At 60.3% G+C, this 25,276-nt stretch carries 15 protein-coding genes and 1 riboswitch; of the genes, 9 read left to right on the top strand and 6 right to left on the bottom strand.

Annotation, left to right across the window (positions count from 1 at the left end):
* Positions 1 to 20: 20 nt before the first annotated feature.
* Genes CXK96_RS12040 through CXK96_RS12055 form a run of 4 tightly spaced genes read left to right on the top strand, consistent with a single transcriptional unit; the run spans position 21 to position 9,616 of the window.
* A complete protein-coding gene (locus CXK96_RS12040; RefSeq protein WP_102836677.1) occupies positions 21 to 887 on the top strand; it encodes a CheR family methyltransferase in 867 nt (288 codons plus the stop codon).
* 11 nt (positions 888 to 898) lie between these two features.
* Complete coding sequence (locus CXK96_RS12045; RefSeq protein ID WP_102836678.1) at positions 899 to 8,101, top strand: Hpt domain-containing protein; 7,203 nt, start codon at positions 899 to 901, stop codon at positions 8,099 to 8,101.
* The gene (locus CXK96_RS12050) at positions 8,094 to 9,149 is read left to right on the top strand and encodes a chemotaxis protein CheB (protein ID WP_102836679.1); all 1,056 of its coding nucleotides are present in this window, start codon (positions 8,094 to 8,096) and stop codon (positions 9,147 to 9,149) included. Before CXK96_RS12045 ends, CXK96_RS12050 begins: the two co-directional genes overlap by 8 nt.
* Positions 9,146 to 9,616: a chemotaxis protein CheW gene (locus CXK96_RS12055; protein ID WP_102836680.1), complete on the top strand. Its 471-nt coding sequence runs from the start codon at positions 9,146 to 9,148 to the stop codon at positions 9,614 to 9,616. The genes CXK96_RS12050 and CXK96_RS12055 overlap by 4 nt, the downstream gene beginning before the upstream one ends.
* A gap of 37 nt (positions 9,617 to 9,653) precedes the next feature.
* On the opposite strand, the gene CXK96_RS12060 is transcribed toward CXK96_RS12055, so the two are convergent.
* Together CXK96_RS12060 and CXK96_RS12065 are read right to left on the bottom strand one after the other, a co-directional pair.
* Positions 9,654 to 10,382, bottom strand: coding sequence for a 16S rRNA (uracil(1498)-N(3))-methyltransferase (locus tag CXK96_RS12060; RefSeq protein ID WP_102836681.1), 729 nt, complete (start codon positions 10,380 to 10,382; stop codon positions 9,654 to 9,656).
* Positions 10,383 to 10,452: 70 nt separating this feature from the next.
* A complete protein-coding gene (locus tag CXK96_RS12065; protein ID WP_102836682.1) occupies positions 10,453 to 11,859 on the bottom strand; it encodes an adenosylmethionine--8-amino-7-oxononanoate transaminase in 1,407 nt (468 codons plus the stop codon).
* A gap of 168 nt (positions 11,860 to 12,027) precedes the next feature.
* On the opposite strand from CXK96_RS12065, the gene CXK96_RS12070 reads away from it, so the two are divergent.
* The 5 genes from CXK96_RS12070 (at position 12,028) to adeC (ending at position 19,154) form a co-directional block, all read left to right on the top strand.
* The gene (locus CXK96_RS12070) at positions 12,028 to 12,582 is read left to right on the top strand and encodes a cytochrome b (RefSeq protein WP_102836683.1); all 555 of its coding nucleotides are present in this window, start codon (positions 12,028 to 12,030) and stop codon (positions 12,580 to 12,582) included.
* 23 nt (positions 12,583 to 12,605) lie between these two features.
* Positions 12,606 to 13,181, top strand: a complete 576-nt coding sequence (locus CXK96_RS12075; protein ID WP_102836684.1) for a YceI family protein — start codon at positions 12,606 to 12,608, stop codon at positions 13,179 to 13,181.
* A gap of 244 nt (positions 13,182 to 13,425) precedes the next feature.
* Positions 13,426 to 14,586, top strand: a complete 1,161-nt coding sequence (locus CXK96_RS12080; RefSeq protein WP_102836685.1) for an efflux RND transporter periplasmic adaptor subunit — start codon at positions 13,426 to 13,428, stop codon at positions 14,584 to 14,586.
* A 6-nt stretch (positions 14,587 to 14,592) separates the two neighbouring features.
* Positions 14,593 to 17,727, top strand: coding sequence for an efflux RND transporter permease subunit (locus CXK96_RS12085; protein ID WP_102836686.1), 3,135 nt, complete (start codon positions 14,593 to 14,595; stop codon positions 17,725 to 17,727).
* Complete coding sequence (gene adeC, locus CXK96_RS12090; RefSeq protein ID WP_102836687.1) at positions 17,724 to 19,154, top strand: AdeC/AdeK/OprM family multidrug efflux complex outer membrane factor; 1,431 nt, start codon at positions 17,724 to 17,726, stop codon at positions 19,152 to 19,154. The genes CXK96_RS12085 and adeC overlap by 4 nt, the downstream gene beginning before the upstream one ends.
* Before the next feature lie 111 nt (positions 19,155 to 19,265).
* Here adeC and CXK96_RS12095 read toward each other — a convergent pair whose 3' ends face one another.
* The 4 genes from CXK96_RS12095 to CXK96_RS12110 form a co-directional block, all read right to left on the bottom strand.
* Positions 19,266 to 21,083, bottom strand: coding sequence for a DEAD/DEAH box helicase (locus tag CXK96_RS12095; protein ID WP_102836688.1), 1,818 nt, complete (start codon positions 21,081 to 21,083; stop codon positions 19,266 to 19,268).
* A gap of 234 nt (positions 21,084 to 21,317) precedes the next feature.
* Complete coding sequence (gene metF, locus CXK96_RS12100; protein WP_102836689.1) at positions 21,318 to 22,169, bottom strand: methylenetetrahydrofolate reductase [NAD(P)H]; 852 nt, start codon at positions 22,167 to 22,169, stop codon at positions 21,318 to 21,320.
* 77 nt (positions 22,170 to 22,246) lie between these two features.
* Positions 22,247 to 23,656 (bottom strand): adenosylhomocysteinase, encoded by a 1,410-nt coding sequence (gene ahcY / locus CXK96_RS12105; protein WP_102836690.1) that lies wholly within the window; start codon positions 23,654 to 23,656, stop codon positions 22,247 to 22,249.
* A 23-nt stretch (positions 23,657 to 23,679) separates the two neighbouring features.
* A riboswitch (S-adenosyl-L-homocysteine riboswitch) is annotated at positions 23,680 to 23,772 on the bottom strand.
* A 204-nt stretch (positions 23,773 to 23,976) separates the two neighbouring features.
* A complete protein-coding gene (locus CXK96_RS12110) occupies positions 23,977 to 25,275 on the bottom strand; it encodes a TRAP transporter large permease (RefSeq protein ID WP_102836691.1) in 1,299 nt (432 codons plus the stop codon).
* Between the last annotated feature and the right edge of the window lies 1 nt (position 25,276).

Below are 25,276 nucleotides of genomic sequence, written 5' to 3' on the forward strand. Positions count from 1 at the left end.
TCATGGATAAGGGGCAGGGTATGCAGCCAGGTGTTGATTGGTCACTGAGACCCTTGGCTGATATGTCGGCAGCGGAATTCAATGACTGGCAGACCCTGCTCGAGGAGCGTTCTGGCCTGGTTGTGACCGAGCAACGACGGATCTTTCTCCAGACCAATCTGAGCCGCCGCATGCGCGAAGTCGGGGCGCAGGATTATGCGAGCTACTACCGCCAGGTCACCGACGGTCCTCGAGGGGCTGTTGAATGGTCCACTCTGATGGACAGTCTGACTGTACAAGAGACCCGTTTTTTTCGTCATCCGCCGTCGTTTGCAATGCTTTCCGATTACATACAGCAGCGTGTGGAGTCGCGGAATGCTGCTCGGCCCTGGTCGCTGTGGAGCGTTGGTTGTGCAAGCGGCGAGGAGACCTACTCGTTGGCGATTTGTGCAGCTGAGGCGCTTAAGTGCACCGACGGCGAAACACAGTTTGGTGTGATAGGAAGCGATATCAGTCTCAGTGCGTTGAGCCGTTCACGTGAGGGCCTCTATGGTCTACGTCGACTCGAACATCTGGAGCCCGACCTACGCGAGCGGTATTTCCAGCCACTGGCGGGTGATCGTTTTCAGGTGGTACCCAGTCTGGCAGCGAGGGTGTGCTTTGCCCGACTTAACGTGCTGGAGCTGGCCGGTGCACCAATGTCCGATGTGGACGTCATTTTTTGTCAGAACCTGTTGATCTACTTTCGTCGCTGGCGCCGCCGCGAAATCCTCAATCGTCTTGCCGAGCGCCTGGCGCCGGGAGGGTTGCTGGTCACTGGCGCGGGTGAGGTGGTCGGTTGGCAGCACCCGGAGCTGGTTCCGGTGGCTGATAGTCAGGTTCTGGCCTTTACCCGGAAATGTTTATGAGCGGAGTCGCTATGGGTGATCGGCACGATTATGTCGCCCTGGAGTGGGTGAAAGGCGAGATTGCCGAAACGCTGAAGCAGGCACGGCAGGCTTTGGAAGCGTTCGTCGAAAACCCGCAAGACTCGACGCGGATGCGCTTCTGTCTGACCTATGTACATCAGGTGCATGGCACCTTGCAGATGGTTGAGTTCTATGGCGCTGCACTGCTTGCCGAAGAAATGGAGCAGTTAGCTCGTGCGCTATTGGATGAAAGCGTCGCCAGCCAGACCGAAGCGCTTGAAGTGCTCATGCAGGCGATTCTTCAGATGCCGGTTTATCTGGATCGTATCCAGAGCGCTCGGCGCGATCTACCCATGGTGGTCCTGCCGCTGCTCAACGATCTTCGAGCGGCACGTGGCGAGAAGCTGTTGTCGGAAACCAGCCTGTTTTCGCCAGACATGTCCGTGCGAGCGCCGGCCCTTTCGGGCGAATTTTTGGCGCAGCGACAGACCGAGGATTTGCCAACGCTGCTTCGAAAACTAAGGCAGATGTTGCAGGTCGCGTTGGTCGGGGTCATTCGTAACCAGGATCTATCCACCAATTTAAGCTACATGGCACGTGTCTTTGCGCGCCTGGAAATGCTCTGTAAGGATGCGCCCTTGGGCGCGCTATGGCAGATCGCATCCGGTGTAGTGGAGGGGCTCGCCAGCGGCGCTGTCGCTAACGGCACCACGGTTCGAAACCTATTACGTCAGGTAGACAAAGAGCTCAAGCGTCTGGTCGCGGAGGGCGCTGAGGGCATCAATCAGGCAGCTCCTGACGAGCTGACCAAAAATCTTCTGTTCTATATAGCCAAGGCGCCGGCCCAGAGCCCGCGAATCCAGGCGTTGAAGGCTGAGTACAGCCTGGATGATGCGCTACCCGATAGCACGCTGGTCGACGAAGAGCGGGCCCAGCTTGCTGGACCGGACCGCGGCGCCATGCGCTCGGTGGTGGCTGCATTGTGCGAGGAGCTGGTCCGGGTAAAGGACAGCCTGGATCTGTTCGTGCGCAGCGATCGTACGGGCCTCACGGATCTCGGAGCGCTACAGTCGCCGCTCAAGCAGATAGCCGATACGCTCGCTGTGCTCGGTTTCGGTCAACCACGGCGGATCATTCTGGACCAGATCAGCCTGGTCGAAGGTTTGGCGAATGGGCGCCAGCAGCCTGACGACGCAGCTCTGATGGATGTCGCAGGCGCGCTGCTGTACGTCGAAGCGACGCTCGCCGGCATGGTTGGCGGCACCTCAGCTGAGCATGGTGGCGAGGACAGTCACCTCCCAACCACCGATGTCGGGCAGATCCATCGCCTGGTTATCCGCGAGGCGCGTACGGGGCTGGAGCAGGCGAAAGACGCCATCATAGAGTTCATTGCCTCCCAATGGAATCATCAACATCTGGCGCGTGTTCCGGAGTTGCTGACCCAATCCCGCGGCGGACTTGCAATGGTTCCCCTTGCCCGCGCCGCGGCCTTGCTGGATGCCTGTAACCAGTACATCCAAGAACAGCTGCTCGCTAAACAGGCAATCCCTGATTGGCAAAGCCTGGATACGCTTGCGGATGCAATAACCAGCGTCGAATACTACCTGGAGCGCCTCAGTGAAGACTGCGGCTCACAGGGTGACCTGATTCTCGATGTGGCAGAAGAAAGTTTGCAGGCGTTGGGCTATCCGCTCAGCGTGCAGGCTCCAAGTCAGTTTGAACAAACGGACTCGGAGACGAGTTTCGAGCTGTCAGATCCGCTCGATGAAATCGAAGTGCTCTCTCTGGAACCGGCATCAGAGTCTATAAGTACCCCTGAGACTCAGGACGCGAGCTCGCTTTGGTCAGACCCTTCGCAGACCGGGTTCGACTCGCAGACCAACGTCGATCTGATCCACGACGAAGAGTTGAACGTCGCCGATGTCGTTGAGGTTGAAGCGTTCGACTGGTCGGGAGAGGATGCCGAGCTGACCGAGGCAGAGCCGTCGCAGGCGATTAGCACTGCGACTGTCGAGACGTTGAGCGATTCCCAGGGTCAGCCTGCCGATGACGAGATCGGCTACGAAGTCGATTGGTGCGAAGCGGAGATGACGGCACTCGATATGCCCGAAGTCTCGTTGCCCGACCCGGTGATTCAGTCGGCTAACGACGAGCCGGTCATGACCGTGGCGGACGTATTGGCAACACCTGTTGCTTCCGTCAATCCCCCGGCACGGGATGTTCCGCCAAGCCTTCTGCCGCCTCCTGAGGGTGAAGAGGCAGTCGATGATGACTTGCTGGAGGTGTTCATCGAGGAGGCTGCCGAGGTTCTTGAAACCATCAGTGAGTACCTGCCGCGCTGGTGTGAAGATCCCATGGACAAGGAGGCGCTCGGCGAGGTGCGGCGTGCCTTCCATACCCTCAAGGGCAGCGGGCGAATGGTCCGTGCTTTGGTCATTGGAGAACTTGCCTGGTCTGTCGAAAACCTGCTCAACCGGGTTCTGGATCGCAGCATTGAAGCTGGCGAGCCAGTCAAAAAGCTGGTGAGAGATGTGGTGGCGTTGATGCCGGCGCTAGTCGAAGAGTTTGCAGCCAAGGCCCAACGCCAACGCGACGACGTCGACCTGCTGGCCGCAAACGCTCACGCCTTGGCCCGAGGGCAGTTGCCAGAACCTGCCCCGCAAGGCGGCGTCGCACAAGACCAGCCGGCCCAAGAAGAAGCAGATGAAGATGTGCTAGATCCGCAGTTGCTGGAGATATTCCGTAATGAGGCTGAAGCGCATCTGGCCACACTCGTCGACTTTCTCGCCGATTGCGCGCAACGCTTGCCGCAACCAGTAACCGACCCTTTACAGCGTGCGCTGCACACCCTCAAGGGTAGCGCCCATATGGCGGGCATTCTGCCCATGGCTGAAGTTGCCACACCATTGGAAAGAATGGTCAAGGAGTTCAAGGCCAACCTGATACAGATGGATCTGGCCGAGGCCGAGCTTCTACACACCGCTGAGCAGTTGCTCAGGCGTGGACTGGAAAATCTCGAGCGTGAGCCGCTGGCGGCCATCGAGGGAGCGGAGGCGTTCATTGCTCGCGTGCATGAGTTGCATCAGGCCCGACTGGCGGATGCCGGTGAGCGAGGCGACAGAGAGCACGGCGAGCCACGCGACCCTGGCATGATTGCGCTGTTTCTGTCGGAAGGCATGAACATCCTGCTTGACGCCGAAGCGCTACTGCAGAGTTGGCGCGAGCATCCAGCCGAGCGGCAAGAATTGACCGCGCTGTTGGAAGAACTGACGACGCTGGGTCTTGGCGCCCAGATGGCCGAGTTGCCACAGATCGACACACTGTGTCAGGTGTTGCTTGATCTCTATGCCGTTGTGCAGGAAGGGCGTCTAGCGGTCAGCGCCCGGTTCTTCGATGACGTCGAACAGGCACATGAAGCCTTGGTCGGCATGATGGATCAGGTCGCGGCAGGTCTGCAGGTGACCGGGCAGCCCGAGCTAGTGGCCAGACTTGAGAGTTTGCTCGCCGAGGCGATTGATCCGCTTACGTTGGAACAGCCGGTCAACGAAGTTTCCGGAGAGGCCTCTGCCACGTTTGCTTCGGCAGATAGTGCCCCCGAGCCTCTGGCCGAAGCCGAAGCCGAAGCCGAAGCCGAAGCCGAAGCCGAAGCCGAAGCCGAAGCCGAAGCCGAAGCCTGGCCTGTCGAGCCTAGCTTGGGCGAGGACGAGTTGGACGGAGAAATGGTCGAGATCTTTCTCGACGAAGCCGTCGATTTGCTAGAGAGTGCCGGCGGCGCACTGGAGCGCTGGCTCGGAGATCCGTCTAATCAGTTGGCGCTATCGGCATTGTTACGCGATCTGCACACGCTCAAGGGCGGCGCACGCATGGCTGAAATTCGGCCGATCGGCGATTTGGCACATGAGCTTGAAACGCTCTATGAAGGCCTTTCCGATGGTCGCTACGTGCATACCGATGACCTCGCCACACTGTTATTACGCAGTCACGATCAGCTAGCGGTGCAACTTGAGCAGCTTCAGGCACACCAGCCGATGGATGCCGCTACAGGGCTCATCGAGCATATTCGCGCGTATCGGCAAGGTGTCTCGCCGAACTTTGGTCCGGTTGCTTCGACCGACGATGAAGTACCAATGGCCGAAGAGGGCGCGCAGAGCACGGATGCTGCTTTTGAAGAGGCTGAGCCGCTGGAAGCTGTAGAGCGGCTTGATGATTCCGTGTTCGCGCTTGAAATGGACAGCGATGACCTTGAGCTGGAAAGTCCTTCAGCTAACGACCTCCCGTTTGCAGCGTCAGGCCAGCCTGAGGAACAGTTTGTCGCAGCGTTGCCCGAAGAGTCGGAGGCGGTCGCGCGGCCGGAGTCGATGTCGGCGGACGAGCATGGCAAGGCCGGAGAAGGCAGCTGGGAAAGTCGTGATCCGGAGCTGGTGGAAATATTCCTGGAGGAAGGCTTTGACATCATCGAGCGCGCCGGAGCATCGCTTCAGCGTTGGATGGAAGATGTAGGCAACAGTTTTGAAATCGAGGCGTTGCAGCGAGACCTGCATACCTTGAAAGGCGGTGCGCGGATGGCGGATATCCGCGAGATCGGCGATCTTGCTCATGAGCTTGAGTATTTGTACGAAGGACTGTGTGCCGGTAATTACCGCGCAAGTGAGACCTTGTTCACGCTGCTTCAGACCTGCCATGACCGGCTCGCCGAGATGCTTGACGCCGTACGCGCTTTCCGAGATCTGCCTAACGGGAAAGACCTGATTGGGACCATCCAGCAGTTTCGCGCGAACCCTGAAGAGCAATTGAGCATGCCGAGCAGCGTTGCTTTGAAGGCAGCGGAGGATGCTGCTCAAGACGCCGCCGAAGCCGAGATTCTGGATATTTTCGTCGAGGAAGCCGACGAACTGCTGGAGGAAATGGAAAGCGCTCTTGGACGCTGGGAAGCCACGCAAGATAGTACGGCCCCTCTGGGCGACATGATGCGCGTGCTGCATACGCTGAAGGGTGGCGCGCGGCTGGCGGCCCAAGGTCGCCTGGGCGACATGGCGCACGATCTGGAACAACGTCTTAGTGAGGCGCAACTCCAGGGTGATCCGTGGACTGACAGCTTGTTTATGGACGTGCAGGGCGGCTACGACGCGTTGCTCAAAGAGGTTGAGTCGATGCGCGCGCGGCTTAAACCTGAGCCCGACGTCCCTACAGACCATCAGGTTGAGGAAAGTCTTCACGGCGACCACCCCGACTCATCGGTAATCGTGCTCGAAACGCCTATCGTAGCTGCCAGTGCCCAGGCTTCGGTCAACAGTGCGCCGGCCAAGGTTCTGCCGTTCATCCGACGCGCCGAACAGGCCGCTCTGGATGCTGCATCACGTCGCGCGCCGCAGGAACTGGTCAAGGTACCTGCTGAACTCCTGGAAGGTTTGGTCAATCTGGCGGGGGAGACATCGATCTTCCGCGGCCGGGTTGAGCAGCAGGTCAGCGATGTCAGCTTCACCCTGGGTGAGATGGAAGCCACCATCGAGCGGGTGCGCGATCAGTTGCGGCGGCTGGATACCGAAACTCAGGCGCAAATTCTAAGCCGCTATCAGGCCGAGGCGGAGCGTGCGGGGTATGACGATTTCGATCCGCTGGAAATGGACCGGCATTCCCAGCTGCAGCAACTGTCACGCGCGTTGTTCGAATCTGCATCTGACCTGCTGGATCTGAAAGAAACCCTGGCCGCACGTAATCGTGACGCCGAAACACTGTTACTGCAGCAGGCGCGCGTCAACACGGAACTGCAAGAAGGCCTCATGCGCACCCGCATGGTTCCCTTCGATCGTCTGGTGCCGCGTTTGCGCCGGATCGTTCGCCAGGTAGCGGGCGAGCTAGGTAAACAGGTCGAGTTTCTGGTCGGTAATGCGACGGGAGAAATGGACCGTAGTGTGCTGGAGCGCATCGTCGCACCGTTGGAGCACATGCTGCGCAATGCCGTTGATCATGGGATCGAAGTGGGCACCAAGCGTGTCGCGGCGGGCAAGCCTGAGCAAGGCAATATCCGTCTCGATCTGAGCCGTGAAGGCGGTGACATCGTGCTGGCGTTGAGCGATGACGGTGCCGGTATCAACCTCGAAGCAGTCCGTCGGAAAGCGATTGAGCGCGGCTTGATGCAACCGGGTAGCGAACTATCCGACCATGAGGTGCTGCAGTTCATTCTGGAGGCGGGGTTCTCCACTGCCGAGCAAGTGACGCAGATATCCGGACGCGGCGTAGGTATGGATGTGGTGCACTCGGAAGTCAAGCAGCTCGGCGGCTCCATGAGCATCGAGTCGACCCTCGGCAAGGGAACACGTTTCCTGATCCGCCTGCCCTTTACCGTGTCGGTCAACCGGGCGCTGATGGTGTACTCAGGTGAGGACCTTTATGCGATCCCGCTCAACACGATCGAAGGTATCGTACGTGTGTCGCCGTACGAACTCGAAGCCTATTACCAGCCTGGAGCATCGCGCTTCGAATACGCTGGTCAAACCTATGAGTTGCGTTATCTAGGCGAGCTGCTAAACAACGGACAGCGTCCCAAGCTGGTCGGACAGAGCCTGCCTTTGCCTGTCATCCTGGTGCGCTCGAACGAGCACAGTGTCGCGGTGCAGGTCGATAGCCTCGCCGGTTCCCGGGAAATTGTGGTGAAGGGTCTGGGGCCGCAATTTGCCACTGTCCCAGGGATCTCCGGTGCGACCATCCTCGGCGATGGCCGGGTGGTGGTGATCCTCGATCTGCTCGCGACCATTCGTGTCCTGCATGCTCACCTACTTACCCAGCAGCAGCCATTGCGCCTGTTGGGCGAAGACGAGCCGGTCGATGTCGAAGTCGATCGGCCTACGTTGGTGATGGTCGTGGATGACTCGGTGACCGTGCGTAAGGTCACCAGTCGTCTGCTCGAGCGTAACGGTATGAATGTGCTGACAGCTAAGGACGGCGTCGATGCGATCACGCAGCTGCAGGAACGCAAGCCGGACATCATTCTGCTGGACATCGAGATGCCGAGAATGGATGGCTTCGAAGTGGCAACGCTGGTGCGCCACGATGAGCATTTGAAGGATCTGCCCATCATCATGATTACCTCGCGTACCGGCGAGAAACACAGAGACAGAGCCATGGCCATTGGCGTTAACGAGTACCTAGGGAAGCCCTATCAGGAGTCGCTGCTACTCGAGACGATCCAGCAGTTGGTCACACGTCATGAATGAAGTCAGCCCCGCCCGCATTGGCGTGATCGCAGACACCTCTCTGCAGCGTCATGTGCTGCAGCAAGCGTTGAGCGCGAACGGTTACAACGTCGTGCTTAACTGTGATCCGGCACGAATCGAGGAAGCAGACCTGACGGCGGCGCAAGCCGACCTGTGGCTTGTAGATCTGGCGCAGACGGAAGACTCCCCTCTGGTCAACGCCTTGCTCGAGCGGGACAGCTGTCCGGTACTGTTCGGCGAGGGCCATGCGCCGGAGCGGCACTCCGAACATTATCCGCGCTGGGAAAGGCGCATGTTTGGCAAGCTGAAGCGCTTGGTCGGTGACCCTTCCCGGGTCGTCGGGCCGCGTCTTGAAGTGATGCATGGAGATGCAGAGCGTGCTACCCGTCTGTCGTTACCCGGCTCGCTACTGGCGGCGGCTGAGTCGATCTCCGGCGAGCCCGCTCGAGAGGTCTGGCTACTGGCGGCGTCGCTGGGCGGCCCCGAGGCCGTAAAAGCGTTTCTCGATGCGCTGCCGGTAGGGCTGCCGGTTGGTTTCGTCTACGCCCAGCATATCGAGGCAAGTTTCGAGTCCGCCCTGTCGCAAGCGGTTGGGCGACACAGTGAGTGGAGCGTCAATCAGAGCAGGGCTAACGACTTGATTCGCTGTGGCGAAGTCGTCGTGGCACCTATCAGCGAAGAAATGGGCTTTGACAAGGATGGCGCCATGTCGCTCTCCGGGCGCTGCTGGCCGGAGCCATACAGCCCGTCCGTCGACCAAATGATGCTCAATCTGGCTCAACGGTTCGGTAACCGTTGTGGTGTCATCGCGTTCAGCGGCATGGGCAGTGATGGCAGTGCTGCTGCCGCTTATGTTCTGCGCCAGGGCGGCAGGGTCTGGACCCAGCGTGCCGATTCCTGCGTCTGCTCGAGCATGCCGGACAGCCTGCGCGAGGGCGGCTACAGCTCGCTCAGCGGTGATCCGCGCGAACTGGCCCAGGCTTTGGTCAATCACTTTGCGCAGCAGGCCAGCCGGCCCGTTGCGGCAATGCAACTGGATAACCCATGAGTCAATCCGCTATCACACAAGACGCTTCTGCCAGCCTGACCGGGCTTCTGGTCCCTTTGGCCGACCGCACGCTGCTTTTGCCCAACGTTGCAGTAGCCGAGCTGATTCCATATCGCGCTCCGAACTCGGCGCAGGGCAGTCCGGCCTGGTTTCTCGGACAGGTGGCCTGGCGAGACCTGACATTACCTCTTCTGTCGTTCGAGGCGGCTTCTGGTGGCCAGCCGGAGACAGGTTCGAGGGCACGCGTGGCCGTGCTCAACGCCCTGGGTGGCCGCGATCATGTCAAATTCATCGCCTTGCTCGTTCAGGGCATCCCGCGCTCGGTCAAGGTTGACTCAAGCTTGGCACGTTCGGATGTCGCCTTGGCGCCCCTGGAATTGGATGCGGTCAATCTCGGCGACGTCCAGGCGCGCATACCGGACCTCATCGCGCTGGAACAGAAACTGGCGGATGCTGGCCTGATCTGATCCCGCCCAGACCGGCCGACGACTGTTGATCAAGCACTCAGGCATCAGGCTGGAAATCGCCCCAGAGCTGCTGCGCGAGACTAAGCGCAACCACCGGTGCGGTCTCCGTGCGTAGCACGCGCGGGCCCAGCCGGGCCGGTTGGAATCCCGTGCTGTGCGCCAGGTCGATCTCGGCGTCGTTCAAGCCGCCTTCAGGGCCGATCAGAAACGCTAATGTTGCCGGCGGGGTATGTGCTGATAAAGGTTCAGCCACAGGATGCAGGACCAGCTTCAATTCCGCTTCCAGCGTCACCCAGTCCGGGAGCGACATCGGGGGATGGATGATTGGAATGACCGAGCGACCGCACTGCTCGCACGCGCTTATGGCGATCTGGCGCCAATGAGCCAGTCGCTTGTCGGCCCGCTCATCTTTCAAGCGGACTTCGCAGCGCTCGCTGACGATCGGTGTGATCTCCGCGACCCCTAGCTCGGTGGCTTTCTGAATCGCCCAGTCCATCCGTTCGCCTCGCGAAAGGCCTTGACCCAGATGAATGTGCAGCTTTGATTCAGGCAGCCCGGCCAACTGATCGCGCAACATTACCGCAACCTGTTTCTTGCCTACCTCGGCCAATTCGCCGCGATACTCCGTTCCACTACCGTCGAAGAGCTGCACCGCTGCGCCAACATTGAGCCGCAACACTCGGCTGATGTAATGAGCGGAGGCCTCCGGTAGCTGCTGGAGGCCAAGCGAGAGTGGCATGTCGATGAAAAAACGGGAAAGGCGCATGGCTGGGTACGGGTTAGAAAGGGAGACGCAGTTTAATGGTTTACCGGGTACGCCTGTAGCCTGCTAGCGGCTAACCGGGATCGTGGAACTCATCCGGCGCGCCAGCTGAAACCGCAACGCTGATGTCTGCTCGCGTGGCAATGTCGATGCCTTCGGTCGCCACTTCGGCAAGAAAATCGATCTGTTCCTCGGTGATGGTGTACGGCGGTAAAAAGTACACAACGCTACCCAGCGGTCGTAGCAGCGCCCCTCGCTGCAGTGCGTGCTGATAGACCTTCAGGCCGCGACGTTCTTGCCATGGATAGGGCGTTTTGCTGGCTCGGTCCTGAACCATTTCGATGGCCAGAGCCATTCCGGTCTGACGCACCTCGGCGACCTTCGGGTGGTCGCTCAGGTGGGCCGTAGCGGTTTTCATGCGTACGGCCAGTCGCTTGTTGGCTTCGATGACATTGTCTTGCTCGAAGATATCCAGCGTGGCTAGGGCTGCTGCACAGGCCAGCGGGTTGCCGGTGTAGGTGTGCGAGTGAAGGAAGGCACGCAATGTGGAGTAGTCGTCGTAGAACGCCTGATACAGCTTGTCTGTGGTGAGCACCGCAGCCATAGGCAGGTAGCCCCCGGTCAGGGCTTTGGACAGGCAAAGGAAGTCCGGCGTTATGCCCGCTTGCTCGCAAGCGAACATGGTGCCGGTACGGCCAAAGCCGACAGCGATCTCATCATGGATGAGGTGCACGTCGTACCGGTCGCAGGCCTCGCGCAGCAGCTTGAGGTAGATCGGATGGTACATGCGCATACCGCCAGCGCCTTGAATCAGCGGTTCGACAATCACCGCTGCGATCTCAACATGATGCTCGGCCAGCGTCTGTTCCATATGGGCGAACATGGTGCGTGAATGTTCTTCCCAGCTGACGCCGTCCGGGCGCAGGTAGCAATCCGGGCTCGGGACCTTGAAGGTATCCAGAAGGAGCGGCTTATAGGTGTCGGTGAACAGTGCGACATCGCCCACTGACATGGCAGCAACCGTTTCGCCGTGGTAGCTGTTGGTCAGAGTGACGAATCGCTGCTTGTCCGAGCGTCCGATATTGCGCCAGTAGTGGAAGCTCATCTTCAGCGCAACTTCGATGCCGGTCGATCCATTATCGGTGTAGAACACTCGATCAAGGCCCGCAGGTGTGATGCTTACCAGTCGTTCCGACAGTTCGACGACTGGCTGATGACTGAAGCCGGCGAGCATGACGTGTTCGAGCTGATCGAGTTGGTCTTTGATGCGTTGATTGATGCGTGGGTTGGAATGCCCAAACACATTGACCCACCAGGAGCTCACGGCGTCCAGATAACGCTTCCCGTCGAAGTCCTCAAGCCACACGCCCTCACCGCGCCGGATCGGAATCAGAGGAAGTTGCTCGTGATCTTTCATCTGGGTGCAGGGGTGCCAGAGTACGGATAGGTCACGCTGCATCCAGCTGTCGTTCAGGCTCATCATTGCTCCTTGGCATAGGCGTCGGCGCAGCCTAGCAGAAACAGCACGGCGGTCCGTTCAACGGAAACGGATCTATCTACCAGGCCGATATTTTGAAACGAAAAAATGCGATTCATTTCGATCTGTTAGCCGTTAGGCTAAGCGCGTTCATCATTTGGGACTTTAGCAATGCAATGGCGGAATTCTTCCAGTAACTACGGTCTGGTCAGTATCACGATGCACTGGCTGGTGGCGGTCGCTGTTGTAGTGCTGTTTGCGCTGGGTTATTGGATGGTCGGGCTGACCTATTACAGCAGCTGGTATCGGACCGCCCCGGACATACATAAGAGCATCGGTCTGCTGCTGCTGGCCCTTATGGTTTTGCGCGTCATCTGGCGCTTTCTCAATCGCGGTCCGGCGCCACTCGCAAACCACGGGCAAATGACTCGGCTGGCGACCAAGGTGGGTCATGGCGTTCTATACCTTGGGCTGTTCGCGGTCATGATTTCTGGATACCTCATATCCACCGCGGATGGCCGCAGCATCAGCGTGTTCGGCTGGTTCGAAGTGCCTGCGCTGATCACCTCGATTCCCGATCAGGAAGACATAGCCGGCCTGATCCACGAATACCTCGCCTGGGGGCTGGTGATTTTCTCCGGTCTGCATGCCCTGGCGGCTTTCAAGCACCATTTCATCGATCGCGATCCGACGCTCAAGCGGATGATCGGGCGCGCCGATGCCTGACAAACCTCAATAAGGAGTACTCCATGTTAAAGAAAAGCTTCGCTGCATTGGCCCTGGGCTCAATGCTGTTTGCAGGCCAAGCGCTTGCTGCTGACTACGCGATTGATACCAAAGGCCAGCATGCCTTCGTCAACTTCAAGATCAGCCACCTTGGTTACAGCTGGCTGTGGGGGTCGTTCAAAGAGTTCGACGGTAACTTCAGCTTCGATGCCGCGAAGCCTGAAGCAAGCAGCGTAAACGTCACCTTGCAGACGGACAGTGTGTTTTCCAACCACGCCGAGCGCGACAAGCATCTGCGCAGCGAAGATTTCCTGAATGTCTCCGAGCATCCAACCGCGACCTTCGAGTCCACCTCGGTCAAGCCGACTGGTGACGGTACTGCTGATATAACTGGCAATCTGACCTTGAACGGCGTGACCAAGCCGGTCGTGATCGCCGCCAAGTTCCTTGGTGAGGGCAAAGACCCATGGGGCGGCTACCGCGCTGGCTTCGAAGGCACAACGACACTCACGCTGAAAGACTTCGACATCAAGATGGACCTGGGTCCGGCTTCGCAAACCGTTGACCTGATCATCTCCGTGGAAGGCGTACGCCAGTAACTGAACGTGGTTCACCGAACGCCGGCGCAAGCCGGCGTTCTGGTTTCTAGCCACCCGACGCCGCTCTTCTCGAAACGCAGCGGCCTACGCGCGTGGTTTGCTCAATCAGCGCAATAGAGCGCCTGAGGCGCTATTGGCTGTTTACAGACACTGATGAATGTAAGTATATTCCCCGCATTCTGCCATTCGAGTCTGCCCTGGCTGTTCTCCCCCTAGGGCTAGCTGTTTAACGAGGTCACTTCCGATGCCAATCAAGCCAGCCAGTGCTGTTCTGATTCCACTCTTCGTCGCCGTAGCATTGCTGAGCGGCTGTCAGGAAGAACCAGCGGCGGTGCCAGCGAAGCAGCCGGCTCCACAGGTGGGCATCGTGACGCTCGGGGCCGAGCCGTTCGAATTGACTACGGAACTGCCAGGCCGAACCACAGCCTTCCGTGTCGCCGAAGTCCGTCCGCAGGTCAGCGGGATCATTCAGAAGCGCCTGTTTACCGAAGGCAGCGAAGTGAAAAAGGGGCAGCAGCTCTATCAGATTGACCCGGCCGTCTACGAGGCCACTTTGAAAAGTGCTCAGGCGAAGGAGGTCTCGGCCAAGTCGCTGTCGGATCGCTATGCGTTGCTGGTCGAGGAGCAGGCGGTGAGCCAGCAGGCCCATGACGAGGCCCGAGCTGCGTCGTTGCAGGCCCAGGCCGAGCTTGAGCGAGCGAAGATCGATCTGCGTTATACCAAGGTGCTGGCGCCCATCTCCGGCCGCATTGGCCGCTCTGCGGTGACCGAGGGCGCACTGGTCAGTAATGGCCAGACGCAGGAACTGGCGACTATTCAGCAGCTCGATCCGATCTATGTCGATGTGACCCAGCCGGTGCAGGACCTGATCGCCCTGCGGCGTGACCTGGAAAGCGGTCGGCTGCAGCAGGCCGGTGAGAGCGCGGCGAAGGCTCGGTTGATCCTGCCCGACGGATCTGAGTATCCGCATGACGGCACGCTGGAAGTAGCCGAGGTGGCCGTGGACGAAGGCACTGGCTCGGTCACCATCCGCGCCAAGTTCCCAAACCCTGAAAAAGACCTGCTGCCCGGAATGTTCGTCCACGCGCGACTGCTGGCGGGTGTGCGTGAGCAGGCCTTGCTGGTGCCTCAGCAAGGCGTTACCCGTAATGCTCGTGGCGAGCCGACGGCGATGGTGGTGGGCGCCGACAACAAGGTCGAGCTGCGCCAGATCAAGACCGAACGTGCAGTGGGTAATCGCTGGCTGGTCAGCGAAGGTTTGCAGCCCGGTGATCGCGTGATCACCGAAGGCCTGCAGTTCATTCGCCCGGGTGTCGAGGTCAATCCGCAGCCTGCCGGCAACGTCAAGCAGGCCGGGCAGAGCGATGCTCAGGCTGGCACTGCTGCCGCTGGCCAAGAGGAATAACCAGACATGTCCAAGTTCTTCATCGATCGGCCCATCTTCGCCTGGGTAATTGCCCTGGTGCTGATGCTTGCCGGAACGCTGGCGGTGCTCAATCTGCCGGTCAACCAATATCCGAGCATCGCACCGCCGAACGTATCGATATCGGTCAACTATCCGGGCGCGTCGGCTCGAACCGTTCAGGACACCGTCGTGCAGGTCATCGAGCAGCAGCTCAATGGCCTCGATGGGCTGCGCTATATCTCCTCGGAAAGCAACTCCGATGGCAGCATGACCATCAACGTGACGTTCGAGCAGGGCACCGACCCTGACATTGCTCAGGTCCAGGTCCAGAACAAGCTGCAGCTCGCGACGCCCCTGCTGCCTCAGGCCGTTCAGCAACAGGGCATACGGGTGTCGAAATCGGCGCGAAACTTCCTGATGGTGGTGGCATTGGTGTCGAAGGATGGGCAGCAGACCAACTTCGACCTGGCCAACTACATCGTGGCCAACGTACAGGATCCAATCTCCCGTACGCCGGGTGTGGGTGACTTCCAGGTGTTCGGCGCCCAGTACGCCATGCGCATCTGGCTCGACCCGTCCAAGTTGCAGCAGTTCCAGCTGACGGCGGTGGACGTTAGATCCGCTATTCAGGAGCAGAACGTCCAGGTTTCATCCGGCCAGCTCGGCGGCCTGCCAGCGGTGGAGACTCAGCAGCTAAACGCTACGATCATTGGCAAGACCCGGCTGGAGACGCCGGAGCAGTTCGAGAAGATCTTGTTGAAGGTCAACGCCGACGGATCACAGGTGCGCCTGCGTGACGTCGCCAGGGTCGAACTTGGCGCCGAGAGCTATGCGATCCGCGCCGAGTATAACGGCCAGCCGGCAGCCGGCCTGGGGATACGCCTTGCCGCAGGCGGCAATGCACTCGATACCGCCAAAGCGGTGCGCGCAACGATTTCCGAGTTGGAGCCCTTCTTCCCGCCGGGCGTCGAGGTGGTTTACCCCTACGACACCACGCCGGTGATCTCGGCGTCGATTGAAGGCGTTGTGCATACGCTGCTGGAAGCCTTCGTACTGGTCTTCCTGGTGATGTTCCTGTTCCTGCAGAACCTGCGGGCCACGCTGATCCCGACGCTGGCGGTGCCAGTGGTGATTCTCGGCACCTTCGCGGTCCTGCTGACATTCGGATACAGCATCAATACGCTCACGATGTTCGCGATGATTTTGGCCATTGGCTTGCTCGTGGACGATGCGATCGTGGTGGTGGAGAACGTCGAACGGGTGATGCGCGAGGAGGGGCTTTCCGCACGGGAGGCCACTCGCAAGTCGATGGGCCAGATTCAGAGCGCGCTGGTGGGTATTGGCGTGGTGCTTTCGGCCGTGCTGTTGCCTATGGCCTTCTTTGGCGGCTCCACCGGGGTCATCTACCGGCAGTTCTCGATCACCATCGTCTCGGCCATGGTGCTTTCGGTGCTGGTCGCACTGATCTTCACCCCGGCGTTGTGCGCGACCATCCTCAAACCGCATAGCGGCGATCACGAGGGCAAGCGCGGGTTCTTCGGCTGGTTCAACCGCACCTTTGAGCGCGGCACGCTGCGCTACGAGCGGGGTGTGGCTGCTGTGCTGCGGCGCAAAGCGCCCTACCTGCTGATGTACCTGCTCATCGTCGGCATCATGATTTGGATGTTCACCCGCATTCCAACGGCCTTCCTTCCGGAAGAAGACCAGGGCGTGCTGTTCGCCCAGGTGCAGACCCCGGCAGGTTCAACTGCAAGCCGGACTCAGGAGGTCGTCGAGCAGATGCGTGAATACCTGCTGACCGAGGAAAGCGAGACGGTCAATTCGGTGTTCACCATTACCGGTTTCAACTTCGCCGGTCGCGGTCAGAGTTCAGGCATGGCTTTCATCATGCTCAAACCGTGGGAGGAACGCACCGAGCCCGGGCAAGGCGTATTCGAGCTGGCACAGCGTGCGCAGGGCTACTTCTTCAGCCTTCGGGACGCCATGGTGTTCGCCTTCGCGCCACCCGCGGTAATGGAGTTGGGCAATGCCACCGGTTTCGATGTGTATCTGCAGGATCAGGCTGGGCTTGGCCACGAGGCCCTGACCAAGGCTCGCGAACAGTTCATGCAGCTCGCTTCCGAGGACCCGACGCTCACCGGTGTCCGCTTCAACGGGATGCGTGACGAGCCGCAGTATCGGTTGATCATCGACGATGAAAAAGCGCGTGCCCATCAGGTTTCCCTGGCGGCGATCAACGATTCGCTGTCCATTGCCTGGGGCTCAAGTTACGTCAATGACTTCATTGATCGGGGTCGGGTCAAGCGCGTCTACATGCAGGGCGAACCTACCTCGCGGATGAATCCGGAGGACCTGGGCAAGTGGTACGTGCGCAACACTGAGGGCGAGATGGTGCCCTTCACCGCCTTCGCCACGGGTGAGTGGACTTATGGCGCACCGAAGCTGACGCGTTTCAATGGCGTGCCGGCAATGGAGATACTGGGCGCGGCCGCTCCGGGTTACAGCTCCGGCGAGGCCATGGCAGCGGTTGAGCGGATCGCCGCGCAGTTGCCAGCGGGCATCGGTTACTCATGGACTGGTCAGTCCTATGAGGAACGTCTGTCCGGATCGCAGGCACCCGCGCTCTATGCATTGTCGCTACTGGTGGTATTCCTGGCGCTTGCCGCGCTGTATGAGAGCTGGTCGGTTCCGCTCTCGGTCATGCTGGTCGTGCCGTTGGGCATTGTCGGTGCACTGGCATTCACCATGGGTCGCGGGTTGTCGAACGACGTGTTCTTCCAGGTCGGACTGCTGACCACTGTAGGCTTGTCGGCACGGAATGCGATCCTGATCGTCGAGTTCGCCAAAACCCTGCATGAGCAAGGCATGACGCTGACCGCCGCCGCGATTGAAGCCAGCCGTATTCGTTTGCGCCCTATCGTCATGACCTCTCTGGCCTTCATGCTCGGCGTGCTTCCTCTGGCGATTTCCAGCGGGGCGGGTGCAGGCAGCAAGCATGCGATCGGAACCGGGGTGATCGGCGGCATGCTCAGCGCCATGGTCTTGGCGATTTTCTGGGTCCCGCTGTTCTATGTCCTGGTGTCTTCGCTGGGTAAGCGCAGAAAAACCGGCAGCGACGAGCAAAACGGAGAGGCGCAATGAACAAGTCACTATTGAGCCTGGCGCTGATGGCAGCGCTGAGCGGTTGCTCGTTAATACCGGATTACCAGCGACCTGACGCACCTACGGCTGCCAGCTGGCCCGAGGGTGAAGCGTATGACGGCTCAGCCAGTGCAGCGAAAGGGCAGCAGATGGAGATGGACTGGCAGTCCTTCTTCAAGGACCCTGCGCTGCGTGAACTGATAAAGGTGGCCCTGGAAAACAACCGCGACCTGCGTATCGCTGCGCTGAACGTCGATGCTTATCGCGCCCTTTATCGCGTGCAGCGGGCCGATGTGTTGCCGCTGGTAAGTGGCGATGCAGCCGGTAGCCGTACTCGGACCCCGGGCGATCTCAACCAGACCGGCCAGGGCGCCATCAGCAGTCAGTACAGTGCGACGCTTGGGGTGTCCTGGGAGCTCGATCTGTTCGGGCGTCTGGGTAGCCTGCGCGAGCAGGCATTGCAGGAATTCCTCGCCACCGAGGCGGCCCAGCGGAGCACGCGGATCAGCCTGATCGCCAGCGTTGCCAACGCCTGGCTGACCTTGCAGGCCGATCAGGCCCTGTTGCTGGTGAGCCGCGACACACTCAAGGCCTTCGAAGAAAGCCTCTCGCTCACCCAGCGCAGTTTCGACGTTGGCGTAGCCTCGGCGCTTGAGTTGAGCCAGGCACGCAGCGCGGTCGATACGGCACGGGTAGGGATCGAGCGTTACACCCGCCAGGTTGCCCAGGACCGCAACGCCCTTGCCTTGCTGCTTGGTCGGAATATTCCGGTGGAGCTGCCGGCCGATGGTCGGCTGGAGCGCGACCTGCTGGCCACGGTTCCGGTGGGGCTGCCGTCGGACCTGCTCTATAAACGACCGGACATCATTCAAGCCGAATACCAGCTACGCGCCGCCAATGCGAATATCGGGGCGGCGAGGGCAGCGTTCTTTCCGCGCATCAGCCTCACCGGGGCGGTGGGTACCGCGAGCAGTGAACTGTCCGGGCTGTTCGATGGCGGCTCCAGCTACTGGAACTTCGCCCCGAGCATCAGTGTGCCGATCTTTAATGCCGGGCAGCTGCGGGCCAACCTCGACTATGCCGAGATCAGCCGCAATATCCAGGTGGCGCAGTATGAGCAGGCCATCCAGACAGCTTTCCGGGAAGTGGCGGATGGGCTGGCTGCTCAATCGACGTACGTTCGCCAAGTGCAGGCTCAGCGCGATCTGTTGGAAACCAGTCAGGATTATTATCGTCTGGCCGAGCGCCGTTACCGCACCGGTATAGACAGCTATCTGACGCTCCTCGATGCACAGCGACAGCTGTTCGAAGTACAGCAGCAATTCATCAGCGACCGTCTGGCGCAGATGGTCAGCGAGGTCGAGCTGTTCAAAGCGTTGGGCGGCGGTTGGGATGCCCAGGACGAGGCTATCCCGGGTCCGGGTTGACCTCGTGTTGCGGCGCTTGCCGTCGCTCGCTGATCTTATTGCTCGGCGAAGAGTAAAAGGCTCCAACAAAAACGCCGCCCTGAAGGGCGGCGTTTTTGTTTGTGCTACCTGTCAGCGATTGCGGGTCAGCAATGCTGGCTTCTCGCCACGAGGCTTGGTTGGCAGTTGTTCCAGCTGCTCGATGCTGGGCAGGCGGTCCAGCTTCGACTCCTTGTGGATGATGACCGGCTGCTTTTCCTTCGGTTTCTCCGCAACGTCCCGACGGGCGCCACCGCTGTCACCCTCGATGCGGCGTCCTTCATTCTTGCGGCGTGGCTGGCTGCCACGGGCTGATTGGCCTTGACGCTTGCCTTTGCCCTGAGCGCCTGCACCGGCAGTAGCCGCGCGAGGGCCCGATGCGGCACGTGGTTGGCCGCCGGGTTGAGCCGGGGCGCCGGGGCGACGGCCACGTCCCTGCTTGTTCTGGTAGGGACTGACATAGTCGACGCTGTTGCCGAAGTTATCGACTTCGTCATCAAGAAATACGTCCGGAGCGCGATCATTCGGTATGCGAGGCGGACGGCTTGCCGGCGCGGCAGCTGTCTGCTCAGCTGAGCCCTGCGCTGGACGCGCATTGCGCGGCTTGTTGCGTCCGCGACGGTTGCGGTCGCCCGCTTTCGGCTCGCCAGCGGCCGCTTCGGTGGTTTTGGCGGCGCGCTCGCCGCGCGGTTTGCGTTCGGTATTGTGGGTAGGACGAGGCTGGCGCGGTTCGCGAACTTCCGGCTTCTCCGCTTCTATGGATGCGGCGTCGAAACCCATCAGGTCACCGTCGGGAATCTTCTGCTTGGTCATCCGCTCGATGCCTTTGAGGAGCTTTTCCTCATCGGGTGCAACCAGCGAAATCGCTTCGCCGCTGCGACCGGCGCGGCCGGTACGACCGATGCGGTGAACGTAATCTTCCTCGACATTGGGCAGCTCGAAGTTGACCACGTGTGGCAGCTGGTCGATGTCCAGGCCGCGAGCCGCGATGTCAGTCGCAACCAGAATGCGCACGGCATTTGCCTTGAAGTCAGCCAGTGCTTTGGTACGAGCGTTCTGGCTCTTGTTGCCGTGAATCGCGACAGCCGGCAGGCCGTGCTTGTCAAGGTACTCGGCGAGGCGGTTGGCGCCATGCTTGGTGCGGGTGAACACCAGCACCTGTTCCCAGGCACCCTGAGTGATCAGGTGAGCCAGCAGGGCGCGCTTGTGTGTGGCCGGCAGACGGAAGACCCGTTGCTCGATACGCTCGACCGTCGTGTTCGGAGGCGTGACCTGAATTTTCTCCGGCTCGTGCAGCAGCTTGCTGGCGAGGTCGGTGATGTCCTTGGAGAAGGTCGCCGAAAACAGCAGGTTCTGGCGCTTGGTCGGTAGCTTGGCGAGAACCTTTTTGACGTCATGGATGAAGCCCATGTCGAGCATACGGTCGGCTTCGTCGAGGATCAGAATCTCCACGTGGGAGAGGTCGACGGCCTTCTGGTTGGCCAGGTCCAGCAAGCGGCCAGGGCAGGCGACGAGCACGTCGAGGCCCTTGGCAATCGCCTGCACCTGCGGGTTCATGCCGACGCCGCCGAAGATGACCGCGCTTTTCAGCGGCAGGTCGCGGGCGTACAGCTTGAAGCTGTCGTGAACCTGGGCGGCGAGTTCGCGCGTCGGTGTCAGCACCAATACGCGTGGCTGACGCGGACCGTGGCGGTGCTCGCGATCGGGATGGCCACCCGGGAAAAGAATTTCCAGCACGGGGAGGGCAAAGCCACCGGTCTTGCCGGTTCCCGTCTGTGCAGCGACCATCAGGTCGCGTCCTTGCAACACGGCGGGAATGGCCCGCTGTTGCACTGGTGTAGGCTGGGTATAACCGGCAGCCTCGACGGCACCGGCCAAAGCCTCGGAGAGACCGAGGGAAGCAAAGGACATGAGTAATCCTGTCTCGTATAGGGCGAAGCCCTGGATGGTCATGCCTGGCTCGAATCGCGACTGGCGTGCGATCCCGTCCGGTCCTGCCGCATCTCAACGATGACGACATCCGGGCGTAAGCCTGGCGGAAGCGCGGAGTATAACAGAGCCTGTTATCACCGCATTGGTAGGACAGTGTGGCAGTTCGCAGGTTCATTGACCAGCTCCCTGTTTTTCAGGGAGCTGGTCGTTGCGTCAGCGGCCCAGCTTGAGATTGTCCCAGATTGCCAGGCTCGGCTCGGCTTGGTTCAGGGTGTAGAAGTGCAACCCCGGCGCACCGCCGGCGAGCAGCTTCTCGCACATCTCGGTAATGACCTGCGCGCCGAACGTCTGGATGCTCTCCATGTCGTCACCGTAGGCTTCCAGCTGCTTGCGCACCCAGCGTGGAATCTCCGCACCGCAGGCATCTGAGAAGCGCGCCAGCTTGCTGTAGTTGGTGATCGGCATGATGCCCGGCACGATCGGCGTTTCGACGCCCAGCTTGCGCACGCGCTCGACGAAGTAGAAGTAGCAATCGGCGTTGAAGAAATACTGGGTGATGGCGCTGTCGGCGCCGGCCTTGGCCTTGCGCACGAAATTGGCCAGGTCATCCTCGAAATTGCGTGCTTGCGGATGCATTTCCGGATAGGCAGCGATTTCGATGTGGAAGTGGTCGCCGGTTTCGGCGCGAATGAATTCCACCAGCTCATTGGCATAGCGCAGCTCACCGCTGGCCATGCCCATGCCCGACGGCAGATCACCGCGCAGGGCGACAATGCGTTTGATGCCGGCGTCCTTGTACAGGTTGAGCAGCTCGCGCAGCTCCTGCTTGCTGCCGCCGACGCAGGATAGGTGCGGCGCCGTGGACACTTTAACCTCGCCGTCCAGCTGCAGCACGGTGTTCAAGGTGCGATCGCGTGTCGAGCCGCCAGCACCGTAAGTGCAGGAGAAGAAGTCCGGTTTGTATTCGGCCAGGCACCTGGCAGTGGCCAGGAGTTTTTCGTGCCCGGCGTCGGTCTTGGTCGGAAAGAACTCGAAGCTGAAGCTATGGCTACGTGTGTGTGACATGACAATTCCTTTCGGCAATCAGCCGCACCGCACTCGGACGAACTGGTCGCCAGAGTGCCGATGCGGCATGGCCTCGATTAGTAGCGGTAGCTATCCGGCTTGAACGGGCCTTCGACTTCAACGCCGATGTACTCGGCCTGGCTCGGCGTCAGGCGAGTAATGACACCGCCGAAGCCCTTGACCATTTCCGCTGCGACTTCCTCGTCGAGCTTCTTCGGCAGCACCATGACGGTGACGTTCGCGGTCTTTTCAGTGACCGGCAGGTCGGCAAACTTCTCGTTGAACAGGTGGATCTGCGCGAGCACCTGATTGGCGAACGAGCCGTCCATGATCCGGCTCGGGTGACCGGTCGCGTTACCCAGGTTCACCAGGCGGCCTTCGGCCAACAGGATCAGGTAATCGTCGTTCTGCGCATCGAAGCTGCCCGGACCGGTGCGGTGAATTTTGTGCACCTGCGGCTTGACCTCTTCCCACGCCCAGTTCTTGCGGGTGAAGGCTGTGTCGATTTCGTTATCGAAATGGCCGATGTTGCAGACTACGGCGCGCTTCTTCAGCGCTTTGAGCATGCCGGCGTCACACACGTTGGCGTTGCCGGTGGTGGTGACGATCAGGTCGACCTTGCCCAACAATGCAGTGTCGATGCACGCGTCGGTACCGTCGTTCAGACCGTCCTTGTACGGGGAGACCAGTTCGAAGCCGTCCATGCAGGCCTGCATGGCGCAGATCGGGTCGACTTCCGAAACCTTGACGATCATGCCTTCCTGACGCAGCGACTGAGCCGAGCCCTTGCCCACGTCGCCGTAGCCAATGACCAGCGCCTGCTTGCCGGACAGCAGATGGTCGGTGGCGCGCTTGATGGCATCGTTCAGGCTGTGGCGGCAGCCGTACTTGTTGTCGTTCTTGCTCTTGGTGACCGAGTCGTTGACGTTGATCGCCGGGATCTTCAGGGTGCCTTTCTTCAGCATGTCCTGCAGGCGATGCACGCCGGTGGTGGTTTCTTCGGTGACGCCATGGACGCGCTCCAGCACCTGCGGGTACTTGTCGTGCAGGATCTGGGTCAGGTCGCCGCCGTCGTCGAGAATCATGTTGGCGTCCCACGGCTGGCCGTCCTTGAGGATGGTCTGCTCGATGCACCACTCGTACTCTTCTTCAGTTTCGCCTTTCCAGGCGAACACCGGGATGCCCGCCGCGGCGATGGCTGCAGCGGCCTGATCCTGAGTGGAGAAGATGTTACAGCTGGACCAGCGTACTTCGGCGCCAAGGGCGGTCAGCGTCTCGATCAGCACGGCGGTCTGGATGGTCATGTGGATGCAGCCGAGGATCTTTGCGCCTTTCAGCGGCTGCTCGCCGGCGTACTTGTGGCGCAGTCCCATCAGGGCAGGCATTTCTGATTCGGCGATGATGATTTCGCGACGACCCCAATCGGCCAGGGAAATGTCGGCGACCTTGAAATCGTTGAAACCTGCAGGCGTCATGACAGCGCTCATTGAAGAGTTCTCCATTCGTTTTGTGCGAATGGGCGCCGTTGATGCGTATGGTTAACGCCCTGTCCGAGCCTGACAGACCCCTGAATGGTAAGCCTGCTGCAGCGCCCCTCGGACAGGTGGCGGGCACGGCCGAACGGTGCCGGCGGTGTGAAGCCCGGCGATTATAGCCGCGCCCGCAGAAGATCCCAAGCCCGGCGCGCAATGCTGATCAGCGAGCGTGATTGGTATCTCGGGCGCAGCTCCACCGATCAATACGCCGGCCTACATGCCGGCCAGCTGGCCGGCGGTCGGACTGCTTTTCAACTGGCCTTCGAAAGGTCTCAGATGAAACCCAGTATACGAGGCAGGAAAAGCGAGAGCTCCGGTACGAAGGTCGTGACTATCATCACGGGCAACGCCACGAAGGCCATCAGCGCCAGCGCTGGCGCTACGGTTTTGTGGATAGAGACTTTGCCGATTCGACACGCCATATAGAGGATCGGGGCGACCGGTGGGCTGTTGGCGCCGATCACGACGGAGCAGGCGACGATCGAGGCGAAATGAACCGGATGCACGCCGCTTTCGACCATCAAAGGCAGGAACAAAGGCGCAATCACCACCGTGACCGATACATCGTCCATGATCATGCCGGCGATGATCAGGAAGATGTTCACTGCGATCAGGATCAACAATGGATTCTGAATCAGGTGGGTCACCAGCTCGGTCAGGTCCTGCGGAATCCGCTCGGATGCCAGGATTCGCCCGATCATAAAACTGAACAGGAGGATGAGAATCACCGTGCCGGTAGTCTCGGCCGCGGAGACCACGCTGCGGGCAAAGCTGCCCAGGTTGAGATCGCGGTAGACGAAAAAGCCGATGAACATGGCCGCGAACGCAGCCACCGCTGCGGCCTCGGTGGGGGTGAATATGCCCCCGTAGATCCCGCCGAGAATGATCACGGGCAGTGACAGCGCCGGAATGGCGCGCAGGGTTGCTTTGCCTTTACCCGGAAGCTGCCCGATACCGTCGCCTGCGGCACTCGTGACTTCATCAAAGAAGCGACCGACACTGAAACGGTTGGCCGCGATCAAGCCAATGATCAGTAGTACCGCCGGTCCAACCGAGGCGGCAAAACAGGCTGCCACTGACTGACGGGTTACCACTGCAAACAAGATCATCGTGATCGAGGGTGGAATCAGAATGCCCAGCAGCGATGAAATACCCAGCAGCGCGGCCGAGTAACTGCGTGGGTAACCGCGTTGCTCCAGTGGGCCGATCATGATCGTGCCGATCGAGGCGACAGCAGCGGTAGCCGTACCGGCGATGGCGCCAAAGATGCCGGATGCCATCACCATCGAGGCGCCCATGCCGCCACGGCGCCTGCCGATCATGACTTCGATGAAATCGACCAGCCGACGGGCGATTCCTCCGCTCTGCATCAGGTAGCCGGTTAATACGAACAGCGGCAGCGCAATCAGAATTACCGAGTCGAGAGAGCGGTAGCCCTGCAGCATCATGGTGTTCAGATTGGCATCGTAGGCGTACACCAAATACGCCAAGACGCCGGCGAACGACCAGGCGACAGGTACACCGATGATCATCAGCAGTATCAACAGGCCAATTGCAATAAAACCTTCCATA

Origin of the sequence: Stutzerimonas stutzeri (assembly GCF_002890895.1) — a bacterium.
Lineage (GTDB): Bacteria > Pseudomonadota > Gammaproteobacteria > Pseudomonadales > Pseudomonadaceae > Stutzerimonas > Stutzerimonas stutzeri_AB.